This window comes from Brevibacillus sp. IT-7CA2, assembly GCF_949767855.1.
In the GTDB taxonomy this organism is placed as follows: Bacteria; Bacillota; Bacilli; order Brevibacillales; family Brevibacillaceae; genus Brevibacillus.
In genome coordinates this window covers 39,677-60,483 of sequence record NZ_CATKQT010000044.1, presented here as the reverse complement: position 1 = coordinate 60,483, position 20,807 = coordinate 39,677, and the positions used below count along the sequence as shown (strand labels likewise).

General features: G+C 42.3%; 14 protein-coding genes. 5 read left to right on the top strand and 9 right to left on the bottom strand.

Annotation, left to right across the window (positions count from 1 at the left end):
- Nucleotides 1–46: 46 nt before the first annotated feature.
- Nucleotides 47–2,617, bottom strand: a complete 2,571-nt coding sequence (locus ACM6JA_RS20065; protein ID WP_414853739.1) for a LuxR C-terminal-related transcriptional regulator — start codon at nucleotides 2,615–2,617, stop codon at nucleotides 47–49.
- Nucleotides 2,618–2,858: 241 nt separating this feature from the next.
- Nucleotides 2,859–3,977 carry a hypothetical protein gene (locus ACM6JA_RS20060; RefSeq protein ID WP_414853738.1) on the bottom strand — a complete coding sequence of 373 codons (1,119 nt, stop codon included), beginning with the start codon at nucleotides 3,975–3,977 and terminating at the stop codon, nucleotides 2,859–2,861.
- A gap of 136 nt (nucleotides 3,978–4,113) precedes the next feature.
- Here ACM6JA_RS20060 and ACM6JA_RS20055 point away from each other — a divergent pair, with 136 nt between their 5' ends.
- Complete coding sequence (locus ACM6JA_RS20055) at nucleotides 4,114–5,187, top strand: RDD family protein (RefSeq protein ID WP_414853737.1); 1,074 nt, start codon at nucleotides 4,114–4,116, stop codon at nucleotides 5,185–5,187.
- Between the two features lie 282 nt (nucleotides 5,188–5,469).
- Here ACM6JA_RS20055 and ACM6JA_RS20050 read toward each other — a convergent pair whose 3' ends face one another.
- The 4 genes from ACM6JA_RS20050 to brnQ form a co-directional block, all read right to left on the bottom strand.
- The gene (locus ACM6JA_RS20050; protein WP_414853736.1) at nucleotides 5,470–7,791 is read right to left on the bottom strand and encodes a DPP IV N-terminal domain-containing protein; all 2,322 of its coding nucleotides are present in this window, start codon (nucleotides 7,789–7,791) and stop codon (nucleotides 5,470–5,472) included.
- A gap of 161 nt (nucleotides 7,792–7,952) precedes the next feature.
- Entirely contained in the window at nucleotides 7,953–9,542 is a 1,590-nt protein-coding gene (locus ACM6JA_RS20045; protein WP_414853735.1) for a diguanylate cyclase, read from the bottom strand.
- A gap of 168 nt (nucleotides 9,543–9,710) precedes the next feature.
- A complete protein-coding gene (locus ACM6JA_RS20040) occupies nucleotides 9,711–10,358 on the bottom strand; it encodes a 2OG-Fe(II) oxygenase (protein ID WP_414853734.1) in 648 nt (215 codons plus the stop codon).
- A gap of 210 nt (nucleotides 10,359–10,568) precedes the next feature.
- Nucleotides 10,569–11,915, bottom strand: coding sequence for a branched-chain amino acid transport system II carrier protein (brnQ, locus tag ACM6JA_RS20035; protein ID WP_414853733.1), 1,347 nt, complete (start codon nucleotides 11,913–11,915; stop codon nucleotides 10,569–10,571).
- A gap of 814 nt (nucleotides 11,916–12,729) precedes the next feature.
- On the opposite strand from brnQ, the gene ACM6JA_RS20030 reads away from it, so the two are divergent.
- The 3 genes from ACM6JA_RS20030 (at nucleotide 12,730) to ACM6JA_RS20020 (ending at nucleotide 15,430) form a co-directional block, all read left to right on the top strand.
- Nucleotides 12,730–14,208, top strand: a complete 1,479-nt coding sequence (locus tag ACM6JA_RS20030; RefSeq protein ID WP_414853732.1) for a hypothetical protein — start codon at nucleotides 12,730–12,732, stop codon at nucleotides 14,206–14,208.
- A 185-nt stretch (nucleotides 14,209–14,393) separates the two neighbouring features.
- Nucleotides 14,394–14,810: a DUF6220 domain-containing protein gene (locus tag ACM6JA_RS20025; RefSeq protein WP_414853731.1), complete on the top strand. Its 417-nt coding sequence runs from the start codon at nucleotides 14,394–14,396 to the stop codon at nucleotides 14,808–14,810.
- A complete protein-coding gene (locus ACM6JA_RS20020; RefSeq protein WP_414853730.1) occupies nucleotides 14,807–15,430 on the top strand; it encodes a DUF2306 domain-containing protein in 624 nt (207 codons plus the stop codon). Before ACM6JA_RS20025 ends, ACM6JA_RS20020 begins: the two co-directional genes overlap by 4 nt.
- Nucleotides 15,431–15,533: 103 nt before the next feature.
- Here the strand turns inward: ACM6JA_RS20020 and ACM6JA_RS20015 are convergent, their stop codons facing one another.
- Together ACM6JA_RS20015 and ACM6JA_RS20010 are read right to left on the bottom strand one after the other, a co-directional pair.
- A complete protein-coding gene (locus ACM6JA_RS20015; protein ID WP_414853729.1) occupies nucleotides 15,534–15,692 on the bottom strand; it encodes a hypothetical protein in 159 nt (52 codons plus the stop codon).
- A 42-nt stretch (nucleotides 15,693–15,734) separates the two neighbouring features.
- Entirely contained in the window at nucleotides 15,735–16,379 is a 645-nt protein-coding gene (locus tag ACM6JA_RS20010) for a hypothetical protein (protein WP_414853728.1), read from the bottom strand.
- A 303-nt stretch (nucleotides 16,380–16,682) separates the two neighbouring features.
- Between ACM6JA_RS20010 and ACM6JA_RS20005 the strand changes: the two genes are divergently transcribed.
- On the top strand, nucleotides 16,683–17,225 hold the full coding sequence (locus tag ACM6JA_RS20005) for a hypothetical protein (protein WP_414853727.1): 543 nt from the start codon (nucleotides 16,683–16,685) through the stop codon (nucleotides 17,223–17,225).
- Nucleotides 17,226–17,814: 589 nt separating this feature from the next.
- Here the strand turns inward: ACM6JA_RS20005 and ACM6JA_RS20000 are convergent.
- On the bottom strand, nucleotides 17,815–20,673 hold the full coding sequence (locus ACM6JA_RS20000; protein WP_414853726.1) for an ATP-binding protein: 2,859 nt from the start codon (nucleotides 20,671–20,673) through the stop codon (nucleotides 17,815–17,817).
- Nucleotides 20,674–20,807 lie beyond the last annotated feature (134 nt).

Genomic DNA, 20,807 nt, shown 5'->3' with positions numbered 1-20,807 from the left:
GAAAGAGTGGACTTTTTCAGTGGCCTCCGTATAGGCGGGGTTGATTCTAATGGTCGATCTCACTTTCTCTTAATCTGACGATTGCTTGTGCCCGATTTTTTACCTGGAGCTTGCTAAAAATTTGATGCACATGCCCTTTTACCGTCCCCAGTGTGAGATGCAGCTTGTCCGCAATCTCCGAGTTGGATAACCCTTCACCAATCAGCGCCAACACTTCCGACTCTCTTTCCGTCAATTTTTCCAATGCAGGGGATACCCGAATTTGAATATCAAGCGTAGGAAATTCCTTCTCCACACTTTTGAGCAGCATCGAAAGATAAGCCATCTCTTGCTTGGATACGTTTTTGCTTTTATAGAGCGAATAGAGCATTTTGGCAACGCCAGGGCCTTCATCCAAAAAAGTGCGTACATAGCCTTCTGGCGCGGCTAACGTCACCGCCATGCGCATACACTCCATCGCTTCATGCTGCTGTTTTTGGATCATGTAAGCTCGGCTGAGCAGAAGAAAGGCTTCAATCCGACTCCCGAGCCGATCCTTTATTTCCGCCTCGTGCTTTAAGCTGGTTAGTAGCATGATGGCTGCACTGTCGTTTTTTACATAGATGTATGCCCGGGCCAACGTCATTCGCTCAAATTCATGTCGGGAAGCGACAATATCGACATTCATTTTGGTGTAGGGCTCGGCCCATTTTTCTATTTCTTCCCGTCGATTTTCTTCGATCCATAATCGGACGCGGAATGTTTCTACAAAAGACATCCAATGGGGAGGCGCATCATGCTGGCGGCATAACGATGTGATTTCCTCCATGGCCAGCCACATCTCGTCGTTACGGTCCTCTGCTTTTCTCCATCGGGCCAAAGTCAAATACACGGGAACCAATACGCCAAAATTCAAGGAGATGGTACCTAACTGGATAGCTCGTGGTACGAAATATTTTAACTGCTCAAAATCATTTTTCTCATAATAGAGCTCAGCCATCACGATGGAACCGTAGGCTAATATACCAAGACCACTGTGCTTCCAGATCGCCCTTAGTTTTGGATAGTATTCATTCACGTTGGACAAATACCCGCTCAAGGCCACACGACTACGCAGCACGTAGGGCTCATCCGAATTCAGCTCTATGCCAATGATGAAGTAGCGGCTGAATTTTGGCTTCATTTGAACTGATTCTTCCATATATTTGAGGGAAAGGTCTACATTTCCCCGCATTACTTCGATATATCCCCGGAGCACACACATTTCTACTCGACAGTCGTCAAAGCTCCCATGATTGATCCGTGTTGCTTCGTCAGCCAATTGAAGGAGGATTTCCGCCTGATCAATTTCGTTGGACACAGCATGCAGCCAAGCAAAAGCAATGCACAGCTCGGGGTTGCATTCCAACCAGGACTTCTCAAAGTATTTCATCCATCTGCGCAGTGTTATATTTTCGTACTGTTTCAACATCCACGGCGCATGTGCGACGATCAAACGGCTCGCCCGGGTCCAGTCTTTTCCGAGAAACGCATGCTCAGTCGCCTCCATTATCCACCCGTGACTGTCAAACCAACAGCTTGCAGAGATATGTAGGGCAGGAAGCAATTCGTTATATATTTTCCTTACATGGGAAAGAAGAAGTTCTGCGAACAAATGGTGATAACGATACCACTCATTTATGCCATCCAGCGCGATGACAAATGAATTCGTTCTCTCGAGCATGCGAAGGATGTCGTGAGCGTCCGGCTCTCCGGTAACGGCTGCGCATAGATCTCCTGTCAAACGCGGCAGTATGGACGTTTTCAACAAAAACATCTGCACCTTTTCTGGAAGTCGTTTCAATACTTCTTCCGTCAAATATTCTCCGACATACTTATCGTTACCGGAAAATTGATGAATGACCTTAGACGCTTCAGGCTTTCCTTGCATGGATAAGGCTGCTAACTGCAAACCAGCAACCCATCCCTCCGTTCGTTTACTTAGCGAGCCAATATCTTGTTCTGACAGACTCAGACCCAGTTGCTCATGGAATAAGCGTCGACACTCCTCCTCATTGAACCGAAGAGTGTCTGAGCCCAGTTGCTTCAACTGTTTCCGAACGCGTAGACGGTGAAGGGCAAAAGGAGGTTCCTCCCGCGTAATCAGGACGACATGCATATAGAAGGAAGCATGCTGGATCAGTGTCTGCAGTCCTTCATGAATGGAAGGTTCCTTAATGAGATGGTAATCGTCCAATACCAGATAAAAATCACGTTCAAACCCCGCAATTTCTTCGAGTAACACGGACATCAACTGCTCAGCAGAGGCCGTGTATTGTGGGTGGAGCACCGAGGAAGATTCTTTGCCCAAGTCTTCCTGAGCCCTATCAATTGCCCTAGCAAAATATCGCCAAAAGCGCACGGGATCGTTATCTGATTCATCCAGAGAGATCCAGCCGGTCGGTTTGCCAGAATTTTGCGTCCATTGACTGACTGCTGTCGTTTTACCGAAACCGGCTGGCGCGCACACGAGAATCAATCTTGCAGCGCCCGCGTCATCGATTTCTTTCAATATCTGATGTCGAAGTAACAGGTCCGAACCATACTTCGGAACATGAAGCTTGGTTGCGATAAGTGGACTGTACGTTAATAAATCCATACGCATCTCCTGCCTAGAAGTAAAATGACATTCATGAAGGAAACATGGAAAGTAGCCTTGCTATCGATGACCTGAAGCGCAATGAGGTTGGCTAACGAGGAAAAAGTGTCTATATAAAGATAGGAAATATTGCTCAGATTAAAGATACAGCAAAGTGATCCCTGAGTGGATATTTTTTTTATGAACGTTGCTTCCAAACAGAGAAAAACCCGACCATTACAGATGTCGGGTTTACTTTGAGTCATCTAAGCATTCTGTTGATTCGTCTGGCTTCTATCGCGACTTTTTTACTGTACAGCCTTTTATCCTGTTTGAGTTGCAGCACCTTGGCACACTGGTGCGCCTTTCTCAAAACGTTACTGCTGTAGTTGTTTGTCGATTTCAACATCTGGTCGGCCCAGCGGTACGCTTCTCTAGCCAAAGACTCGTCGCTGTCCTTTGCCTTCAAGCTGATATCCAACAAGGTCTCGCTCAAGCTTCTGCCCAAACCGGCACTCCTCCAGGAGGAAAAGAGTTTGAGCTCTGGCTCGCACTGCTTGACGCTCGCAAAAGCCTGGACCCAGTCCTGCTTGAGCAAATGGATTTCGGCAATTTTTAACCAGAGGAATACTTTGTCAAAAGAATCTTTTTGTTCCGGGAGATCTTGTGTGAGATAATGAAGCGCTTTGTCGTACTCTTCCAATTCCTTTGCACGATGATACAGCAGAGAATAATTCCTTTTGTCAGAGCCTAGCTGCTCCTCCAGCTTCTCCAGTAATTTTCTGGCTTCTTCCCTGTTACCAAAATCGATTGCTCTGTCCATTAACGTAATCAAGGACTCATCCTCTAGATTGGCGGGATAATTCCTTGCCTTGGCTTGAAACCATCGCTCCATATGTTCAGCCGTATACATCGTTTCCAGCTCCTCTTTCTTTTCCTGAAAGAAAGAGCTGATTCGGTACAGATCGTTCTCTTCGATATACGTGATCGCCTCTTCAATCCCCGCCGAAATGATATACTCGGTGTCAAAGCCATAGTAGGTATCGAAATTGCTTAATTTTGCCTGCTCAAACAGTGGGATATGGTTAACATCCTTAAACTTCGCCAACAAATAAGCCACGATGTCCATGGATTCATGTAATCCCTGATACGGATGGGACTTATGCATCTCAATCTCTTGGCTCATCAAATAGTGCAGGAACTCCTTGTCTGCTTCTGTCACAGTCTGATCGTATTGAAGCTGAACGATCAGCGCGTATCTTTTCAGCCCGTTCTCGTCATAACCGTATGCATCCTTACACTTGCTATAGGCAAAAGAGCCCCAGCGGTCTTTGGAATGTTTGATCACTGGCAATTGACCAGATATTTGGTGGATTTCCATATGCGATTCCCCTCTCCCCGGAATGGGACGGCAGCGCCTTACTCATCTTTTCCCATTCTAATCGTCTACAATTGACAATACAATTTTCAAAGTGGTTAAATGTAATATGTTTACATTCTTCAGGAGGTGCACAAAATTGGAGCAACAACCGCCATCACCATTGGTACCAACAGAGTTTTCTCCTCTTGCCCAGCAAGATCCACCAAAAAACATGGGAGATTTATCGAAATCGTACGACAGGGCAACGATTTTTTTCACGAGATGGGGAGCCCATGTTCTTGATCATATTCTTCTCGCTTGTTTTCTAATCGGATTGCTCTCACTTGGGGTTTCCATTGATAAAGACGCCAACGGTCTCTACTTCTTCATCCTAGCCGCAATTATCCTATGTTCTTATTATGTACTGTTAGAAGGACTTACCGGATATACGATCGGAAAATTTACGTTCCGCATCATTGCTGTCAATGCGGAAGGACGACCACCCGGGTTATGGAAATCATTTATTCGTTCCCTTATTCGTCTATTCGAAGCAAATGTATTTCTTCTAGGCGGGTTGCCAGCCGGTATCAGTGTGTTGGCTTCTGACAAAAGACAACGGTTAGGCGATCTAGCAGCGAATACATACGTCGTTAAAGTGAAGGATCTAAACAACGTCAGCAAAAAGCAAACAACCGTACTCGCTGTTGTCTTCTCCATCGTAGCTGTTTTATCTATCATTGGTATGATTTTTGGGATAGTCGATCTCGCATCAAGAACGCCTACCGAAGAAATTTTCTATAGCAAGGATAAAAAGTTTCAAATTACAGCACCTTCGGATTGGGGCAAGGATTCAGCCCTCCACGATGAAGCTGGTTTACAAATCTCCAATCGTTTTAGCGAAAAGTATGTATTGGTACTGTCAGAATCGAAACAGGATCTAGACAGTTCATTCACGCTTCAAGATTATACCCAAGTCATTGAAGCAAATCTTCAAGAGGGTGTAGAAAATGTATCCGTTGATAAACAGATTCGTACTGTAGTCGACAACCAGGTGGCTATCCAATTCAATGCCAAAGGCGAAGTAGACGGCATTAAGGTCGCTTATATTGTGACATTGGTCGAAACGCCTACACATTTTCATCAAATCATGGCTTGGACAGAAGAAAAAAGATTTGAGTCCCTCAAGCAAGAGCTGCAAAAGGTCAGTGCAAGTTTTCGCGAGGTAAAATAGCGACTGAACACAGAAGCCACCTTAATTAGGTGGCTTCAGGCTGTCGAGAAACCCCCAGTCTGGATTTCTCGGATTAAGATAAAAAATTTTGACCTTCTAGATTCGCTTCTAAGGCGTTTTACGAAGGTGGGGAGACATATTTGTACCCCCTAAAATGGCACAGAAAGTCCCCTTTTTTGCGAAAGGGGACTTTCTCAACACTCTGAGGTTCTACTTTTGTAGAACCTCTTTTTTTTGCGAAGCTGCATGGGTTAAGAATTGCTTTTTCTTTCCACTCACACGCTATTTCTCTATCGGCTCTTTATCACTGGCCTTTTTGTTGGCTATTTGATTTCCCCACGGAGGTTCTGTTCTCATCAAGTGCCGTACAAAGTAATCCCATTTTCTGCGGATAAAGTAAGGTTCTAAAGAAAAGCCGTGATGTCGGTTGGGCAATAGCAGCATGTCAAAATCTTTGTCCGCTTTAATCAGCGCATCCGCCATTCGAATCGTTTGGGAAGGATGCACATTTTCATCCATATCTCCGCTCACCAGTAAGAGCTTTCCTGTCAGATTGGCTGCCAGACGTGCATTATCTTGTTCCCTGTACAAGTCCGGATCATACAGACCTTGATAGCGTTCTGCCCATGCTGCTATATACAGTCGTTGATCATGATTCCCACACGCGGAAACCGCAACCTTGTAAAACTCAGGAAATGAGAGCATGGCCCTTGTCGAAGCATAGCCTCCCCCTGACGAGCCCCAAATGCCTACCCGATCAACATCCACATACGGGTAGCGCTCAGCCAATTGCCTTACCGCTGTCACATGGTCAAGCAAACCTCCTGCTTCCTCCAATTTTCCGTTCGAGATATCATGGAACCATTTGGAACGATAAGGTGTCCCCATTCCATCTAGGATCAATACGATAAAACCCAACTGCGCCAATGATTGTCCACCACCCAGCGGGTCATGGCTTCGACCGGGATCGAGCGCGAAAGCTTTCGGCGTATTGATGATCTGTGGTCCCCCGTAAATGTAATCTACGACCGGATACTTGCGTGAAGGATCAAACGGGAATGGACGAAGCATCACCCCATAAAGATCGGTCACACCGTCTCGTGCTTTGACGGTAATCCTTTCTGGAAATTGGTACCCCATCTCGAGCAGCATTTCCACATCAGCGTGCTCCAATTCGCGAATCAGGGTACCATCTACCGAGCGCAAAACAGAAACAGCCGGCAAATCAACTCGCGAAAACGTATCGACGAAATACTTCATAGTGGGAGAAAACACAACATCATGCTCTGCATCTTCTGGCGTCAGCAACGACAGATCCGTTCCATCCAGGCGAACACGATACAGGTGTTGATAATAAGGATCGCGCCCCTCTTCTAGCCCCCCTCCAGTGATATACACCCATCCCTGCTGCTCGTCCACTGCCATCAATCTTCGTACCGTCCAGGAACCTGATGTGATCGCATTGCGAATTTCCCCCGTATTGCCATCGCAATGGTAGAGGTGGCTCCACCCATCACGCTCTGAGTGCCAAATGAACGAACCATCGGCCAATAACCGAATATTCGGATTAGCTGCTCCGAGATTATGCAGGTCTTGGTTCAAAAACGTATCGCTTTCTTCCCGCAGTAGCGTGCAAACCTCACCGGAGCAAGGGTCAGCTACGGAAAAATCGACAGAGCGGGCATCACGGGACATCCGGGCGAAATAAACCTGTTTACTGTCGGCTGACCATCCGGCCATTTGCATCCCCGGAGTAAGGGGTGAGACTGGACATGCCAGTAAAGGCTCGCTTTCAATCTGGACTGTGGTTCGCCTTTCCAAATCACAGACGACCAACTCTGCCAACGGTACGTGTGGATCGCCAACCAGAGGATAACGGTACGAGTGCAGTACCGGTCTTACTTCTTCGCCTTTCGGAACTGATTGAATCAGATGCAAATTGCGCACCTTTCTTTGGTCAAGCCGATGGGTCAACAGCATCTTGGAATCGGGTGACCAAATCGCTACTGGAGGAAGCTTCATGTTTGCCAATCGCTCCGCCACTGTCGAGAGCCGACATTCAGGTTGGGTTCCGTAATCATAGTAAGCCTTGCCGTCGCGGGTCAGCCTGATACGCTTTCCGGTTTCGAGTGACCGAACATACAAGTTGTGATCATATACGAACGCCACCCATTTTCCATCTGGAGACGGCAGTTCATCCATCGACGGCTTATCAACTTTATCTATTGGCTTGCAGCTGTATTCCTGTAAATCACAGTTCCAAACAGTACCGCCCACCTCAAACTGGAATGACGATCCATTCTCGGTAAACAAAAGTTCCCCAAGTGGCAATGTTTCTGCGCTATACGTTTCTCCTGCCCTTCTTGACAAACAGACGGCTAATCGCGCGTGATCGAATGCTGGCTGACTCGTATTCTGTTCAGCATCCACGATCACATATTGCCTGCCAGTACCCTTCTCCAAACGGAGTTCACGGATGTACCAGAACTGATTCCCGCTGATCCAATTTGGCCTGACAAAAGCATTGAATACTGCGTCGTAATAATTGGCGGGATGCAAGCGTTGTGCCCTCTCATACTGTTCCCATGTGACAACATTCTCCATCTGAATCCCCCTCTTTCAAAGTGAGATGCAAGAATCATGTGCTTCACATTTTCGAACAAGAAATTCCCTTAATTATCCATTTATTAGATGCATATGTAAATTCCGCGATAATATATCTCCGAATTTACTTTTTTAGCACCCGAGGAGTAAATCTTTTTTCTTCACTTCTCCGCTATCATTGTTTGGTTCCTACCCGATCTCTTCGCCTTGTACATGGCCTCGTCAGCTACATACATCAGATCTTCAGCCGAAACAGCATGGGAAGGATGGTGCGCAATGCCTTGTGACACGGTCAGCGGCTGCCCGATTGGATTTGTACTTGTTTCTAAGGCATGGCGTATTCGTTCAGCCACCTGATAGGCCTCCTCCACGCCAGCATGGGAAACAAGAACAACAAATTCCTCACCGCCAAAGCGACTGCTGACATCATCAGGCCGAAGTGAGGAAGAAATGATTTTCGCAAAATGCCTCAACACTTCATCTCCAGCCGGATGGCCATATGTGTCATTAATGGCTTTAAATCGATCAAGGTCCATCATAATAAGAGAAAAGGGGATTTGCTCCGCCATCCATTTTTCCATGGTTTCCTCGAGCGTTCTTCGGTTTGTTAGCCCTGTCAACGGATCTGTTCGAGCATCATGAGCCAACTGATCTGTCTGTTTTTTGATATCGTTTAATGTAAAGCGAATGGCTCGCGTTAACAGCTCAGCCTCTCGATTCCAATGCTGATCACCTTCCAAGAACTCAACCTCTTCTCTACCGGCCTTGCTCACAAGATCGGCCAGGGATACGAAAGGTCTTGCTACTTTGCGCGCAAGCCCAATCACAACTAGCATTAATAATAAAAAGGGAGGCAACGTATACAACAAAACGCATTGAATATCACGATTTACTTGTTCATAAACAACACTGATAGGCGAAACGACAACGACACCCCAGTCATTCTCAGGAACCTTCACGTAAGCGGCTAATACCGTCTGCCCTCTCAAGTTGACGATTTGTTCATAGCCACTTTTCCCTTGAATCAGCTTTCGCACAGCTGGATTCGCACTGATATCCTCTCCGATCCGACTTGTATCACGATGGAACAACAAATGACCATCAGATCCTACGATGTAGAAAGATGAACCTAGTTCGTCTGTTGGATTACTCCCTAAGATCGCATTCAATATGTTATCTTCATGAAGATAAATCGTTCCCCCGATAAACCCCCGGTAGAGCCCGTCCTTATCAAATATGGGCTCGCTCATCAGTACGATGAGTCGCTTGGTGTTTGCAGTTACGTAAGGCTTAGAAATGTATGGCTTTTTTAAAGCCAATGCCGATTTCGCTGTTTCCGTTTTAATATAGCTTCCTACGGTACCAATATATCCGGGAGACACACTTCGAACCAGCCCGGTTTCATCTATCACGGTAACCGAATTAAAATAGTTGTTTGTACGGCGGATCAACTCAAGCTTGGAATATACCTCATCTGCATTCATCTCGTTCCTATTGGAAAAGATGCTCGCCGAATACTGTAAGCTACTCCGCATGGATTTTATCAAAGAGTCTATGGTGTGGCTCATTTTGGTTGCACTTGTGTGATTTAAGGTCAACGTGGTGTGAATCAGTGCCTGTTTTTTGGACTGATAGAATGAGATAAGGAGAATGGTAACAGTCAGAACAACGGATAAAGAGACTAGTCCTGTTAATAGTGTCACTAGGCTAATCTTTTTTGAGTGGTTTGCTTTTTTTCGTAAGACAGGCATTCGATGCCCCCTTGTATTTAGCATGTAGCCATTATGCAATAAATAAAAAATAGTCTAACACTTGATAATATTCGTTTCAAGTATATAAGAAAGTTCAAACTGCCGACTCTTGGCTTGTGGACACAAAAAAGCCACCTTTTTCAGGTGGTAGTTTTAGTACATCATTATCTAGGAAACCCGAAAGCTTTGTCTTCTCATCCACATCGTTGCAACCCACTTTTCCCCATGAATCACTTGTGTCCCTGCATGCAAAGTGAACTCGTTTAATTCTTGATTGCTATAAAAATATTCAAAGTAGACAGCCATGCCTTTCGTAGGGAAAACAGATAAATGAAGCAAAGGGAACACCGTTTCTCCGCCTTGCTCCACATCATTCAAATACATCACGAGCGTACTAATGCGATTGTTCGTACTTGCTCGACTCGTTTCTGCAAAGAAATCATAATGGGGTTTATATTCTTGGCCAGGGGTATATCGTAGAACTTGCAAGCCATCACCGTGCTCAATAGGAATGTTCATGATTTGAGAGATTCGCTTCTCGATTCTTGTAATCGTCTCCGTCTGCTCGCAGAACACCCCGCTGCTCGTCCGAATAGAATTGGCTGAACGATCTTCGCCTATTTTTGAGCGTTGCAATCTTTCTCTGGAATGTTCGATTAGCTCATCGCATTCACTATCGCTAAGCACATTTCCTAACACGACAACCAGTGGTTCCTCATACTTAGCAAGAATTCGAATCTCTCGATCTGCTGTCTTGATCCTATTCCCAGTATGATCAAATATCGTCCGTTCTTTCTCTGTCGTGTGCTCTATCATTATTATGCACCCCATATATATGACTTCCATCGCAAAAAATAGAATACCATAAAACGGGTAATTTCAATCAATAAATTTTAGAAGAGTACAAATATTTTTAACTGTTACTTGATGCTAATTGGCTTATGAAATAAACCCGTCTCCTATACGGTAAGAGACGGGTTTGTAAAGCATCTTCTAAGTGGCATGTGTCTATGTGAATAGTTATATTCATGCCTCTTTTTGTTTTTGAACGTGGTACGTATTCTTCCGGAATACACTAATCATGTATCCGCATATCCCCCCTATAAGAGAAGGCAGCAGCCAGCCCAAACCTACATCATACAGCGGAAGGTACTGAGTAAAATAATGTTGGACAACACTGTTTTCGACTCCAGCAGCCTTTAAGCCATCAAACAGACTAATCAGAAAAGTGAAAAGTAAACTTCCTTGATACACTTCTGGCCTGCCCTTGAACGCTTTGTGCAGAAACGTCAAGAAGAGTAACGAGATGGCAATCGGGTACATGGTCATTAAGATCGGAACGGAGACTTTAATGAGTTGCGTTAATCCAATATTAGCAACGAGAGTACTGAAAACAGACAAAATAACCGCGAATTTTTTGTAAGAGATCTTCGGAAACAATGAATGAAAAAAAGAAGAGCAGGCTGTAATAAGCCCTACACTTGTAGTCAAACATGCCACTGTAATCATTAATCCCAATAAAATGCCACCATAAGAACCAAAGTAGTAATTCGAAACTTTCGCCAAAACTTCCGCTCCATTTTCTAAGTGGCCCAACTTTTCTACACTAGATGCACCCATAAAGGAAAGTGCGGTATAGAAAAGAGCGAGAAGTAAACCGGCTATCATTGTTGCTTTTGCACACGCAGCCAAAACTTGTTTTTTGGCAGTAACTCCTTTTTCCTTAATCGCATTCACGATGATCATTCCAAAAACAAAAGCTACAAGCGCATCCAATGTTAAATACCCTTCTTGAAAACCCTTGAAAAATACATGGGATGTGTAATCTGCTTGCGGGGCTTGAAGGGATCCAATTGGATAAATAATAGCCGTTACTGCAATAATTCCGATAAACGTTAATTTAATTGGAGTTAAGATTTTTCCGACTACATGGATAATTTTCATAGGATTGAGCGATAAGAAGCAGGCAATTGCGAAAAACAAGATGGTAAATAGAATCAGCGGTGCCGAACCTGCTTGTTCTGACAGGAAAGGCTTTACCCCAATATCAAACGATACATTGCCGGATCTAGGTATCGCAAAAAACGGACCGATTGCTAGATAAAGAACAATCGTGAATACCATTCCGAATACGGGATGCACCCGACTGGCTAATGAGCGCAAGTCGTCTTTTCCCGAATAAACAAAGGCTGTGATCGCTAGCAAAGGTAACCCAACCCCTGTAACCAAAAAGCCTGCATTGGCTATCCATACATTTGTTCCTGCTAATTGGCCAAGCATTGGCGGAAAAATTAAATTACCCGCTCCAAAAAACAAAGCAAATAACATGAATCCTATCGTAACTACAAAAGAAACTGGCGCTTTCTGTGACACAACAATCCTCCTAATTGTTCTCTATCTCTCATTCATAAATGTTCATTCAGATGGTTGCTTACCCAACCCTCATTTATACATTCTGATACTATACTCCAAATAAACATTCTTTTCAAACACACGAATCATCTTTCTCTTCCAAATACGGAGGAGCTCGACACTCCATTCACTATGAGCTCAGATACTCCAAGTTGCCGAAAATCAAGCTTACATCCCTGATACAGTTTACTACAAGCACCCCCAGTGTCGCAGCAGGAAGTACCTTCCCTGGAAACCACCTATCATTTATGTATTTCTTGGAAGAGGGAGATTCACCCCGCCATCAATCAAATTTATATATTTCAGAAAATATTTATTTTTCTTAACTTGAAATCAATTGTCAATTTTCCTTATAATTACAATTAAGCCTTTTGTTGAGAGAGGGCACGTATAATTCTATTTCTTTGGGAAGGAGGTGTAAACTCATGAAAAAAGTCGTAAAGGTAGCAGTAAACAAGAACAAACAAGTGCAAGAAATGAAAGCACTGAAATGGCGTGTAGTTGTTGATGTGTGCTTGTAAAAGAATCAAAATAGCATGCGTTATCTCCGTATATAAAATTTGGAAAGGACGGGATTGCCCATGAAAAAGGTAGTGAAAGCACAACTTTCTAACAATCAAAACGTTCAAGAAATGAAATTGCTTTTCCATCCAATTATGACACTTGCATGTAAAAAGTAATCGATCGTTCAAGAGCACCTCGTGTGCTCTTGAATTTTTTGCATAGAGTTCTCGCTTTCCAGGCAGTAAGCAAACATGACGGGATGGTGCAGTTTATGAATCAAGCGCATTTGTTGGAAAAATATCATCAGTTGAGAGAGCTTGCCGAGGACGCAGACGCATGGCTGGAATCAGAGATCGGTTCCGATCTTTGGGTGGATGGCATTAACGTATTTTTAACGGTATCACCAGAGGATTTTATTGAGGGACTTGAGAGATTCGAGGGTAACTACGGTTTTAAGAACCATGGAATTGTAAGCGATATACGTCAATTTCAACGTTATTGTAGGGAAGCATCCGCAGATGGTGAATTTCCTTTCTATCAGGCTCTAGCAGTTGGGATGACCTGGTTAAGCTTACAGCCTCAAATAAACGGCGGCTATTTCAACTTGCCTGTTCAAATTACCAATCACTCCATCGCTTTGTTGTTAAGCCCAACCTATTTAGCTGTTTGGGCACATAGTTACAATGAAGGGATTGGATTATACTTAGATTTACACTCGACGCTACCAACATTATTCCGACCAGAGCATGGACGGATCTATCAAAATGCAGGATCGTATTTGGAGGGAAATCACATCAAGTTCCCTTTTCAAAATTACTTCCACGAAATTGCTCATATCCTCTTCTTCCATGACGTCTATCAACGTGTACTGGGTAGCGAAGACGAATGCAGAAGCTACTGGACACATATCGAAGCATGCATTTATGGTCTTGAGGAGCAAGTGCTAGCTGAAATGATGGAAGTGCAACCAGACTTGCATGCCATCGATGATGGATTCGGAAGTAGTAAAGGATTCGAGGATTTTATCTCTTATCGATTTGGAATTCTTGGTGCTCAAGAGGATAGATCGATACCAAAAGACACGGTTCGCACTTACATCAAAAGAAACATGCAATTAGGCGAAGCGAATGAAAACATCCCTGATAATGAGGTGAAAACGAGGATTCTTGCTAGTCATAAGCTAGATGAAGAACGATTAGAAGAGCTCGATACATACTGCAAGTCATTTGCTACGGCATTGCAAGTACATAGCTTGTGGGGAATCAAAAGCTATCGACGAAATTCGATTCCAGCGTTTCGTGAAGTAGTAGAGTTACTCTCTCCTGATGCGTACTGTTTGCAAAAACTCGAAGAATCTATGCGACCAGATTCATGGAGTACATTAGAGGATTTGTTATCGAAAAATCCGTTTGTTGAGGTATGCTCTCAAATAAGAGAAAAAAATATTCAAGTATGGAACTGGCGTGATACCCTGTCTCGGTTGGCAGAAATGCGCGGATATTTGGCAAACGCGAATGAACCTGGTTATGGTGACACCAATCAAGAGCTATTTGAGATAGCAAAGCGTTTAGCTAAAGTAATTCTTGAGGAGAAACAAAAAGTGGGCCCGGAAGAACAGCATGAAAGCCAGCACGCCGATATGAAACGAGAAATTAACGAATCATTAAACCGATTGCCTAACGTGGAAGTACGCGATCATTTGCACAATCTTCTCTCCAAACCCTATTACTTTGTGTTAGAGCCCAATTAATAGCTGATTATGAGTCAAAGACCGGCGATATTTACTATGTTGGTCTTTGTTTTTTTATGTAACGTACACATATGCCGCTATGACATTCGGATTTTATCCTTTTTTTAGAAATCGTTTAGGGTTTGTTTTGAAATTGCGTTTAGGATGGGGGTAAGACAAATTATTCAGATCGGAGAGGTTTTTGCATGCTTGAGATGAATGAGAAGATTCCCCTTCCCCCTCCTCGTGTGAAAATATTGAGGTACATGTTTATTGTCCTCGCATGGGTGTTTTTTGCTTTCATTATTGTTCAGGTATCACTGGCAGGTCTTGGGCTGTTCGTCAACGGAGAACATTGGATAATGCATAGAACCATGGCTCAATATTTTGCATTGCTTCCAGTCGGCATGTTGGTTCTTTCTTTCCTTGGAAAGCTGCCCGTACATCTTCGTTGGATTTGTCTCGGATTATACCTAATGATCGTTGCGCAGTTCCTTACCGTTATTTATTCCTCCAACTTAGGAATCCTCTCTGCACTTCACCCGGTCATTGCCTTATTTCTCTTCTGGGGATCTCTCACCACTGTAAAACATGCTCATAATCTAGGGGGGAAACAGGCATGAAACTCCCTAAAATTTGGTGGGGCTTATTTCTTGTATCTCTAGTGGTTATCGTTCCATTTATGGCTCCCTATTTAACATTAGATCCTGCAAACAGTCGAATAACGATTATTCCCGGCACTGCTCAGTATCCTTTATTAGTTGCTCATATCGTGTCTGCTTTCATTGCTCTTCTCACTGGTTTTTTCCAGTTTGTCGACCGAATTCGTATAAAGAACCCAAGAATACATCGTTTTCTTGGGAGGGTTTATGTGTACAGTGTGTTTATCAGCGGACTCCTCTCTTTAGCTAGTATCTTTTATGCAGAAAATTTCATGAAGGCAACAAGCTTCCTTGTCTTATCTTTGGCTTGGCTGTTCACTTGCTGGAAAGGGTACCGCACCGCCATCAACAGGGAATTTGAGGAACACCGAAAATGGATGATCCGCAGCTTTGGAATGACATTAGTTGCCGTAAGCGCGCGTCTATTGGTGCCAGTATTACTCCTTCTGTACTTTATTTTACACGGTTTTTCTCTTCCGCAAGGTATAGAAACCGTCATTGGAGAGGTATTGAATGTAAACATTTGGGCTGGGCTTATTCTTAATTTTGTTATAGTCGAGTGGGTTATATTGAAGAAATAGGCTTGCTTAGTTACGCCACATGGGCGATGGAACTGTAGCGCAAAGAAGGACTGTCTCGAGCGTTGAATCGGGACAGTCCTTCTTGTAAAAGAAAAACGCAGATCTAGATATGTTTTACCGGCACACAAATATCGACGACGTACCTGTCCCCTACTTGCCCACCTGTATAGTATTCGTAGTATAGACGATCATTTGGTACGTAACCTCTCTGTGGCAGCCATGTGACGACACGGTTTAGTCGTGATCGGTATTCGTGAGACACAACTTTCCCTCCCAGATTCAGAAAACGCACTAGGAAAGTGATCTAGAAGTAAGAGTTCCGATGCAGACTGTGTTTGCTTTTTTCAAGTGTCTTGATCATCAAATACTTTTGTACGCCCTTGGATTCGGCAATGGCTAGTTGGCCGTATTGTTCTGCTTCTGCCATGTTTCCTTGATGATAGGCCACTTCAGCATCGAGTGACAACTGGTAGATACGGTTTTTGATTGCGGAGCGGTGTTGGTTGTAGGCATCTTGGTTGTTTTTTAGTAGTGCTAAATGTGCGGAGTAATAGTGTCGATGCTCGATTGAATCAATCTTACTAAGTGCTTTTTCTACTAAATCGTAGTTGCCGCGATGGAGTTCTACCACTACGGTGATGTAGGCACGAAGTTTATCGGATGTGATTTTTGCTAGTTCCTTCTCGGCTTCCGCCTCGTTTTCGTGTAGATAGGCGTACAAGAAACGATAGTAAGGTTGTTTTGAATTTTTGACGTAGCGTTCAACTGTATTCATGTTGGTACTGAATTTAAAAATATAGAGGTCTTTGCCGATGAGAATGACGAAAGCGATCAGGAAAAAAGTGATCCATATGATTGGGGTAGGTTCTATGTCTAGGAAGAAGATCGTTAAGCCACCTGCGGCTCCGAGGAGGAGCATGGTTAGTAGGTTTCGTAGAGTGGAAGACATGAGGGGGCTCCTTTGCTTTTGGGAGTATTCTTTTAGTTTAGCATAAGAGAACGACGCTTCATCCTAAGACTTGGCACGGAGTCTGTTGTATCTCACAGGGAAAAAATAAAGTCTTAGATTAGAGTTGTTGATTGGATCGATTAAGTCTATCGCATTTTATGGCAAAATTCTCTAAAAACACTAAATAATTGAAGGGGCTTAATAAGACAAAAGCGAATCCTAACAGAAAATATGTCTTATGAAAGGATGTTTTGTTCATGCTTAAAAAAAGTGGTTTCTGCTTTAGGTCTACTAGTAGTTACAATGTCTCTATCCATTCCTACTAAGGCTACTGAACTCACAACATCTTCTCAGGAAACGACGTTACTTCAAAATCATTCAACCGACTCTCGTGAAGTATCAAGAGTAACTAGTGTTAATTTTGGAGCTACAAGACAAATTTCAAAATCAACTCCGATTCCTCCAGATTGGGTTATTACAACAGTAATGAGTGACTACTACGTCATCCAATATGTAGGTGGAGCAAGATTGGGTCAGACAGTACAGACTGCTAGAACGACCCCCATTCCAAAAGACTGGGTGATTACTCTAGCAACAAGTGATTTCTTTGTATGGACGTATGTAGGAGGAGCAAGCTTCGGACATACAATTCAGACCGCAAAAATAACCCAAGTTCCAGAAAACTGGGTAATTACTCTAGCGACTTCGGATTTTTATCAACTGATGTATGTAGGAGGGGCAAGCTTTGGACAGACCGTACAGACCGCAAAAATTACCCAAATTCCACCAGGCTGGGTCATTACAACCGCTACATCAGACTATTATATCCTTACTTATAGAGGATAGTGGTAGTTAGAGAAAACATGCATAATGACAATGACACCTACTTGTGAGAGCGGGTGTTTTTTCTTATTGAGATTATGGTGATATTTTCCAGTTATCGTCCAGTTTTTTCGCTTCATCTGTCGCCTCAAAATTGCTCAAAGTCTCTCTCGTCGGTGCGTCCTGGGACTCGAACAGCACTGTTTAGTCCAGTTTACATGGGTAAATCTCTATAACGTTTGTTATATCTTTCTTCCCAAACCACAATGTATAGATAGCAGTTCCCCCATAAACACAAAAAAAGCCACCCTCATCAGGTGGCTTCACTTTATGTATCTGGTGAAGGTGGGGGATTCTAATACCCGTTCGACCTTAGTGCCCCGCAGGGGTAAAACAGCCATACATGAGCATCTCCGAGCGCAGTCACTCATTTAAATTTCGGTACCGGATTCGCGGAGTGACGCGCTGACCCGTTACCTAGCCTGATTGATCTTCTTCCTTCGGCTTCAGGCGGAAGCCCCCGGCGTATCCCACTAAAGTTGAGCGTTAGTCATGCCACATGGGCCTTGGAATGGTAGCGCCTCACTGGTTATTAGTGCGATGAGAATCTTAATTAACTATTCATCACGTTGAGATACTTCCACATGTATTTATCTAGTTCTTTAAAGACCTTTGGAAACAGCTTTTTGCGTTCATCTAAATTGTATGGTATTAGAGATTCATCCTCAAAATATTCTTCCAAGAGCTTACTAAATATATCCTTTATATTTCTTTCATACTTTTGCTTTGGAATCTCTTCTCCTATTTCTACTTGTAGTACAAAATCAATTTCACTTGTGTAATTCTCAATTTTCTGAATGTCAATAAATGATCTGAGTTCAGAGTCGACACTTAAATCGACCCAATCCCTTGTTTCACTAATAGTAGTAACCTTTTGTTTAAAATCTTTTCTCATTCTACGATCAACTTCAGCAAACAAAAAATCCTTGTGTTCCTTCTTCATTAAGAATCTCTTTGAATTTATTTGAAAACGCTTATCAAGTTGAATTTCAGATGGATACATTAGAGCCTTTAGATCAGACGCAGACATAACTTCGTCTCTGCTGAATGACACAAACCTGTTAGAACTTAAAAAATCATCTATACAAATTTCTGCATTTTTCTTTAGCCAAACCTTTGTAATTTCTCGAATGGATAGTTTTTGTAAAAAATATGAATGTGGTAATACATATCCATTTTTATGCAATAATAACTCGTTTTCCCCCCACCTTGTAATATAAGAATTCTTTTCAGATATTTTTAACGAGGGATGCCTAAATATAGTTTGATCTTTGGAAATTAACATATCTACTTTAATGTCAGGCTGTAAGAATAGCTTAGCCAAAAGATCCCTGCAAACATCAATTGCTAATTCGTCTGAAAAAGGAAGTCTTCCATCAAGTTTGTCACGATTTAAAGACATTGGAAGCCTGCCATCAAAGTCCGACACGACAACTCTAGGTTTTATGGGGAAAGTTGGGAATTCGTATCCTCCAATCCTCTCCCAATCAGGTATTAAGATTCCATTGCATAGTAATTCTCTTCTTTCAGCTTCATAATCCCAAGAAACTACTTGATAACCATCAGGATAAATTTGGTGCCCTTTTACATCATCAAAGTTTTCTATAATCTCATTTACTTCATTTGCACCCTTCCATGTATTAGGTAAACATAGTTTAATCTTAGGATGTGGTAACCTGTGCCAAGTATACCAATATGTCTCGGAAGGGGTGAAACAATATTCATAAAATTCCACATCACGTTTAAATAAATTAAGTGTATCAGTTGTAAGAGCAATTTTAATAGTGGTTCCTACTTCTCGTTCATCTTTTAATACTTCTATTTGTTGATCATCAATCTTAGCTTTAAATTTCCACCCGGTTATATCGTTTACAAATCTCGTGCTTACTGTAATTTCTTCACCTAATAAAAATGATGCTAATACACCAACACCGAATCTTCCACTTCTCTGAACTTTAGAAGTTCCGTTATTATTTATAAATTGTTTTGACCAAGTTTCACTTTTTCTAAATGATGCGCCCGCCTTAAAAAAATAATTTAAAATTGTTTCTTCAGCCATTCCTAATCCATTATCTGAAATCACAAAGTAATAACCATTCTGTGAACTACCCTCTATAGAAATTGTAATCTCAGGTGTATATTCTTCGAATTCATTGTTGTTTTTGTGATATTGTTCTCTCTCTCTGCAAGCATCTATCGCATTCTGTAATAGTTCCCTAACACCATATGTGGGATTATTTCCATATAAAGGGGCGACTAATAATTTTATTAAATCTGGATTAGTATCAAAAAGCACTTTTTCTGGTAAATAGCTAACTTGCTGTTTAAAGTTTTCAACGTCATCTATATTAGACTGTACCCGTCTCAAGCGTATCATCATATTTTTCAAATTTTTATGACTTCCATAAACTTCACCTAGTACGGCCCATGATAAATCTAACTCATGTTGAATGTCCCTTAATAACTTTTTCAATTTAAGAAACAACTCACTAGTTGGTGGGTTACCATGAACATACATTAATTCAGGATCATCAGAGTTATTGTGTATATACTCAACTGACTTATGAGTGTCTCTTTCTATTCTGGATAGGGGACTGGAATACTTTCTTATTTCCAAATACGTCGGAGTCACTCTATCTGGCGTAATATGAAGAAAATCAGAAATACGTAATACTACCATCAAGAATATTACTTTGATCTCGTGTGGAGTCTTCCACGAATGTCGAGTAAACCTTTTCTCTAAATATTCAAAAGTGTTACGAAGATCCATTCCATGGCTTCTCGCTACCAAGCCTGACAGATCTCTTAACTGTTCTGATAAGCCTTCAGCAAATGGAATTGTCTCTCCATCAAATGTCGGGAAACCATATATTGCTATCTCATGCGCAATTCTTGGGTGCATCCTCCTAATAAATTCACCAATAAGCTTCTTATCATAACCTGTTAAATGCTCACGATTTTTAGATGGAGTAGTAATGTTAATCTTTTCACCGAACACTTTTATTATTTTTTTATCATCCCATTGTTTAGTCTCTTTTAAGAAATCCTCCCATTCCTTTAACCATTGCTTTTCATCAATACCATGGATTTTTCTATCTTTATGACTACCAGATATCAACTCTAAAAAACCTTCATGAGTAAGATGCATACCAAGATCATGTAGTAACACTGATAAAACAAGTATTAAAATATCTTTTGAGTTTAACAGAGCGTACGTTTCATCTGATATTAACCATTCAGCCGTACATAATACGTTTTCGATATGCTCAACTCCGTGATTGGAATATTCATCGAAGAATTCGAACTTACTATCTTTTATTATTTGTTCGAATTTAGATATTGTGGAATATAAGACACCGGATATTTCCTGGTTATTATCAATCATGTCTTTAAAGACTTTTGGAATGATCATACCAATCTCCCTAAGTAATTTTTTACTATTATAACACAATCTGTTATGAACAATGAGACATGGACATATCCAATTCCTTCTTTGACCCTGACTTGAATATATAAAAAAACACCACTAATTCAGTGGTGTTCATT

Bases quoted from the DNA above. Each gene is read 5' to 3' on its own strand.
- ACM6JA_RS20065 (WP_414853739.1), bottom strand. From the start codon at position 2,617: ATGGATTTATTAACGTACAGTCCACTTATCGCAACCAAGCTTCATGTT.
- ACM6JA_RS20020 (WP_414853730.1), top strand. From the start codon at position 14,807: ATGAAACTCCCTAAAATTTGGTGGGGCTTATTTCTTGTATCTCTAGTG.
- ACM6JA_RS20010 (WP_414853728.1), bottom strand. From the start codon at position 16,379: ATGTCTTCCACTCTACGAAACCTACTAACCATGCTCCTCCTCGGAGCC.
- ACM6JA_RS20000 (WP_414853726.1), bottom strand. From the start codon at position 20,673: ATGATCATTCCAAAAGTCTTTAAAGACATGATTGATAATAACCAGGAA.
- ACM6JA_RS20005 (WP_414853727.1), top strand. From the start codon at position 16,683: ATGTCTCTATCCATTCCTACTAAGGCTACTGAACTCACAACATCTTCT.
- ACM6JA_RS20040 (WP_414853734.1), bottom strand. From the start codon at position 10,358: ATGATAGAGCACACGACAGAGAAAGAACGGACGATATTTGATCATACT.
- ACM6JA_RS20045 (WP_414853735.1), bottom strand. From the start codon at position 9,542: ATGCCTGTCTTACGAAAAAAAGCAAACCACTCAAAAAAGATTAGCCTA.
- ACM6JA_RS20060 (WP_414853738.1), bottom strand. From the start codon at position 3,977: ATGGAAATCCACCAAATATCTGGTCAATTGCCAGTGATCAAACATTCC.
- ACM6JA_RS20025 (WP_414853731.1), top strand. From the start codon at position 14,394: ATGCTTGAGATGAATGAGAAGATTCCCCTTCCCCCTCCTCGTGTGAAA.
- ACM6JA_RS20030 (WP_414853732.1), top strand. From the start codon at position 12,730: ATGAATCAAGCGCATTTGTTGGAAAAATATCATCAGTTGAGAGAGCTT.
- ACM6JA_RS20050 (WP_414853736.1), bottom strand. From the start codon at position 7,791: ATGGAGAATGTTGTCACATGGGAACAGTATGAGAGGGCACAACGCTTG.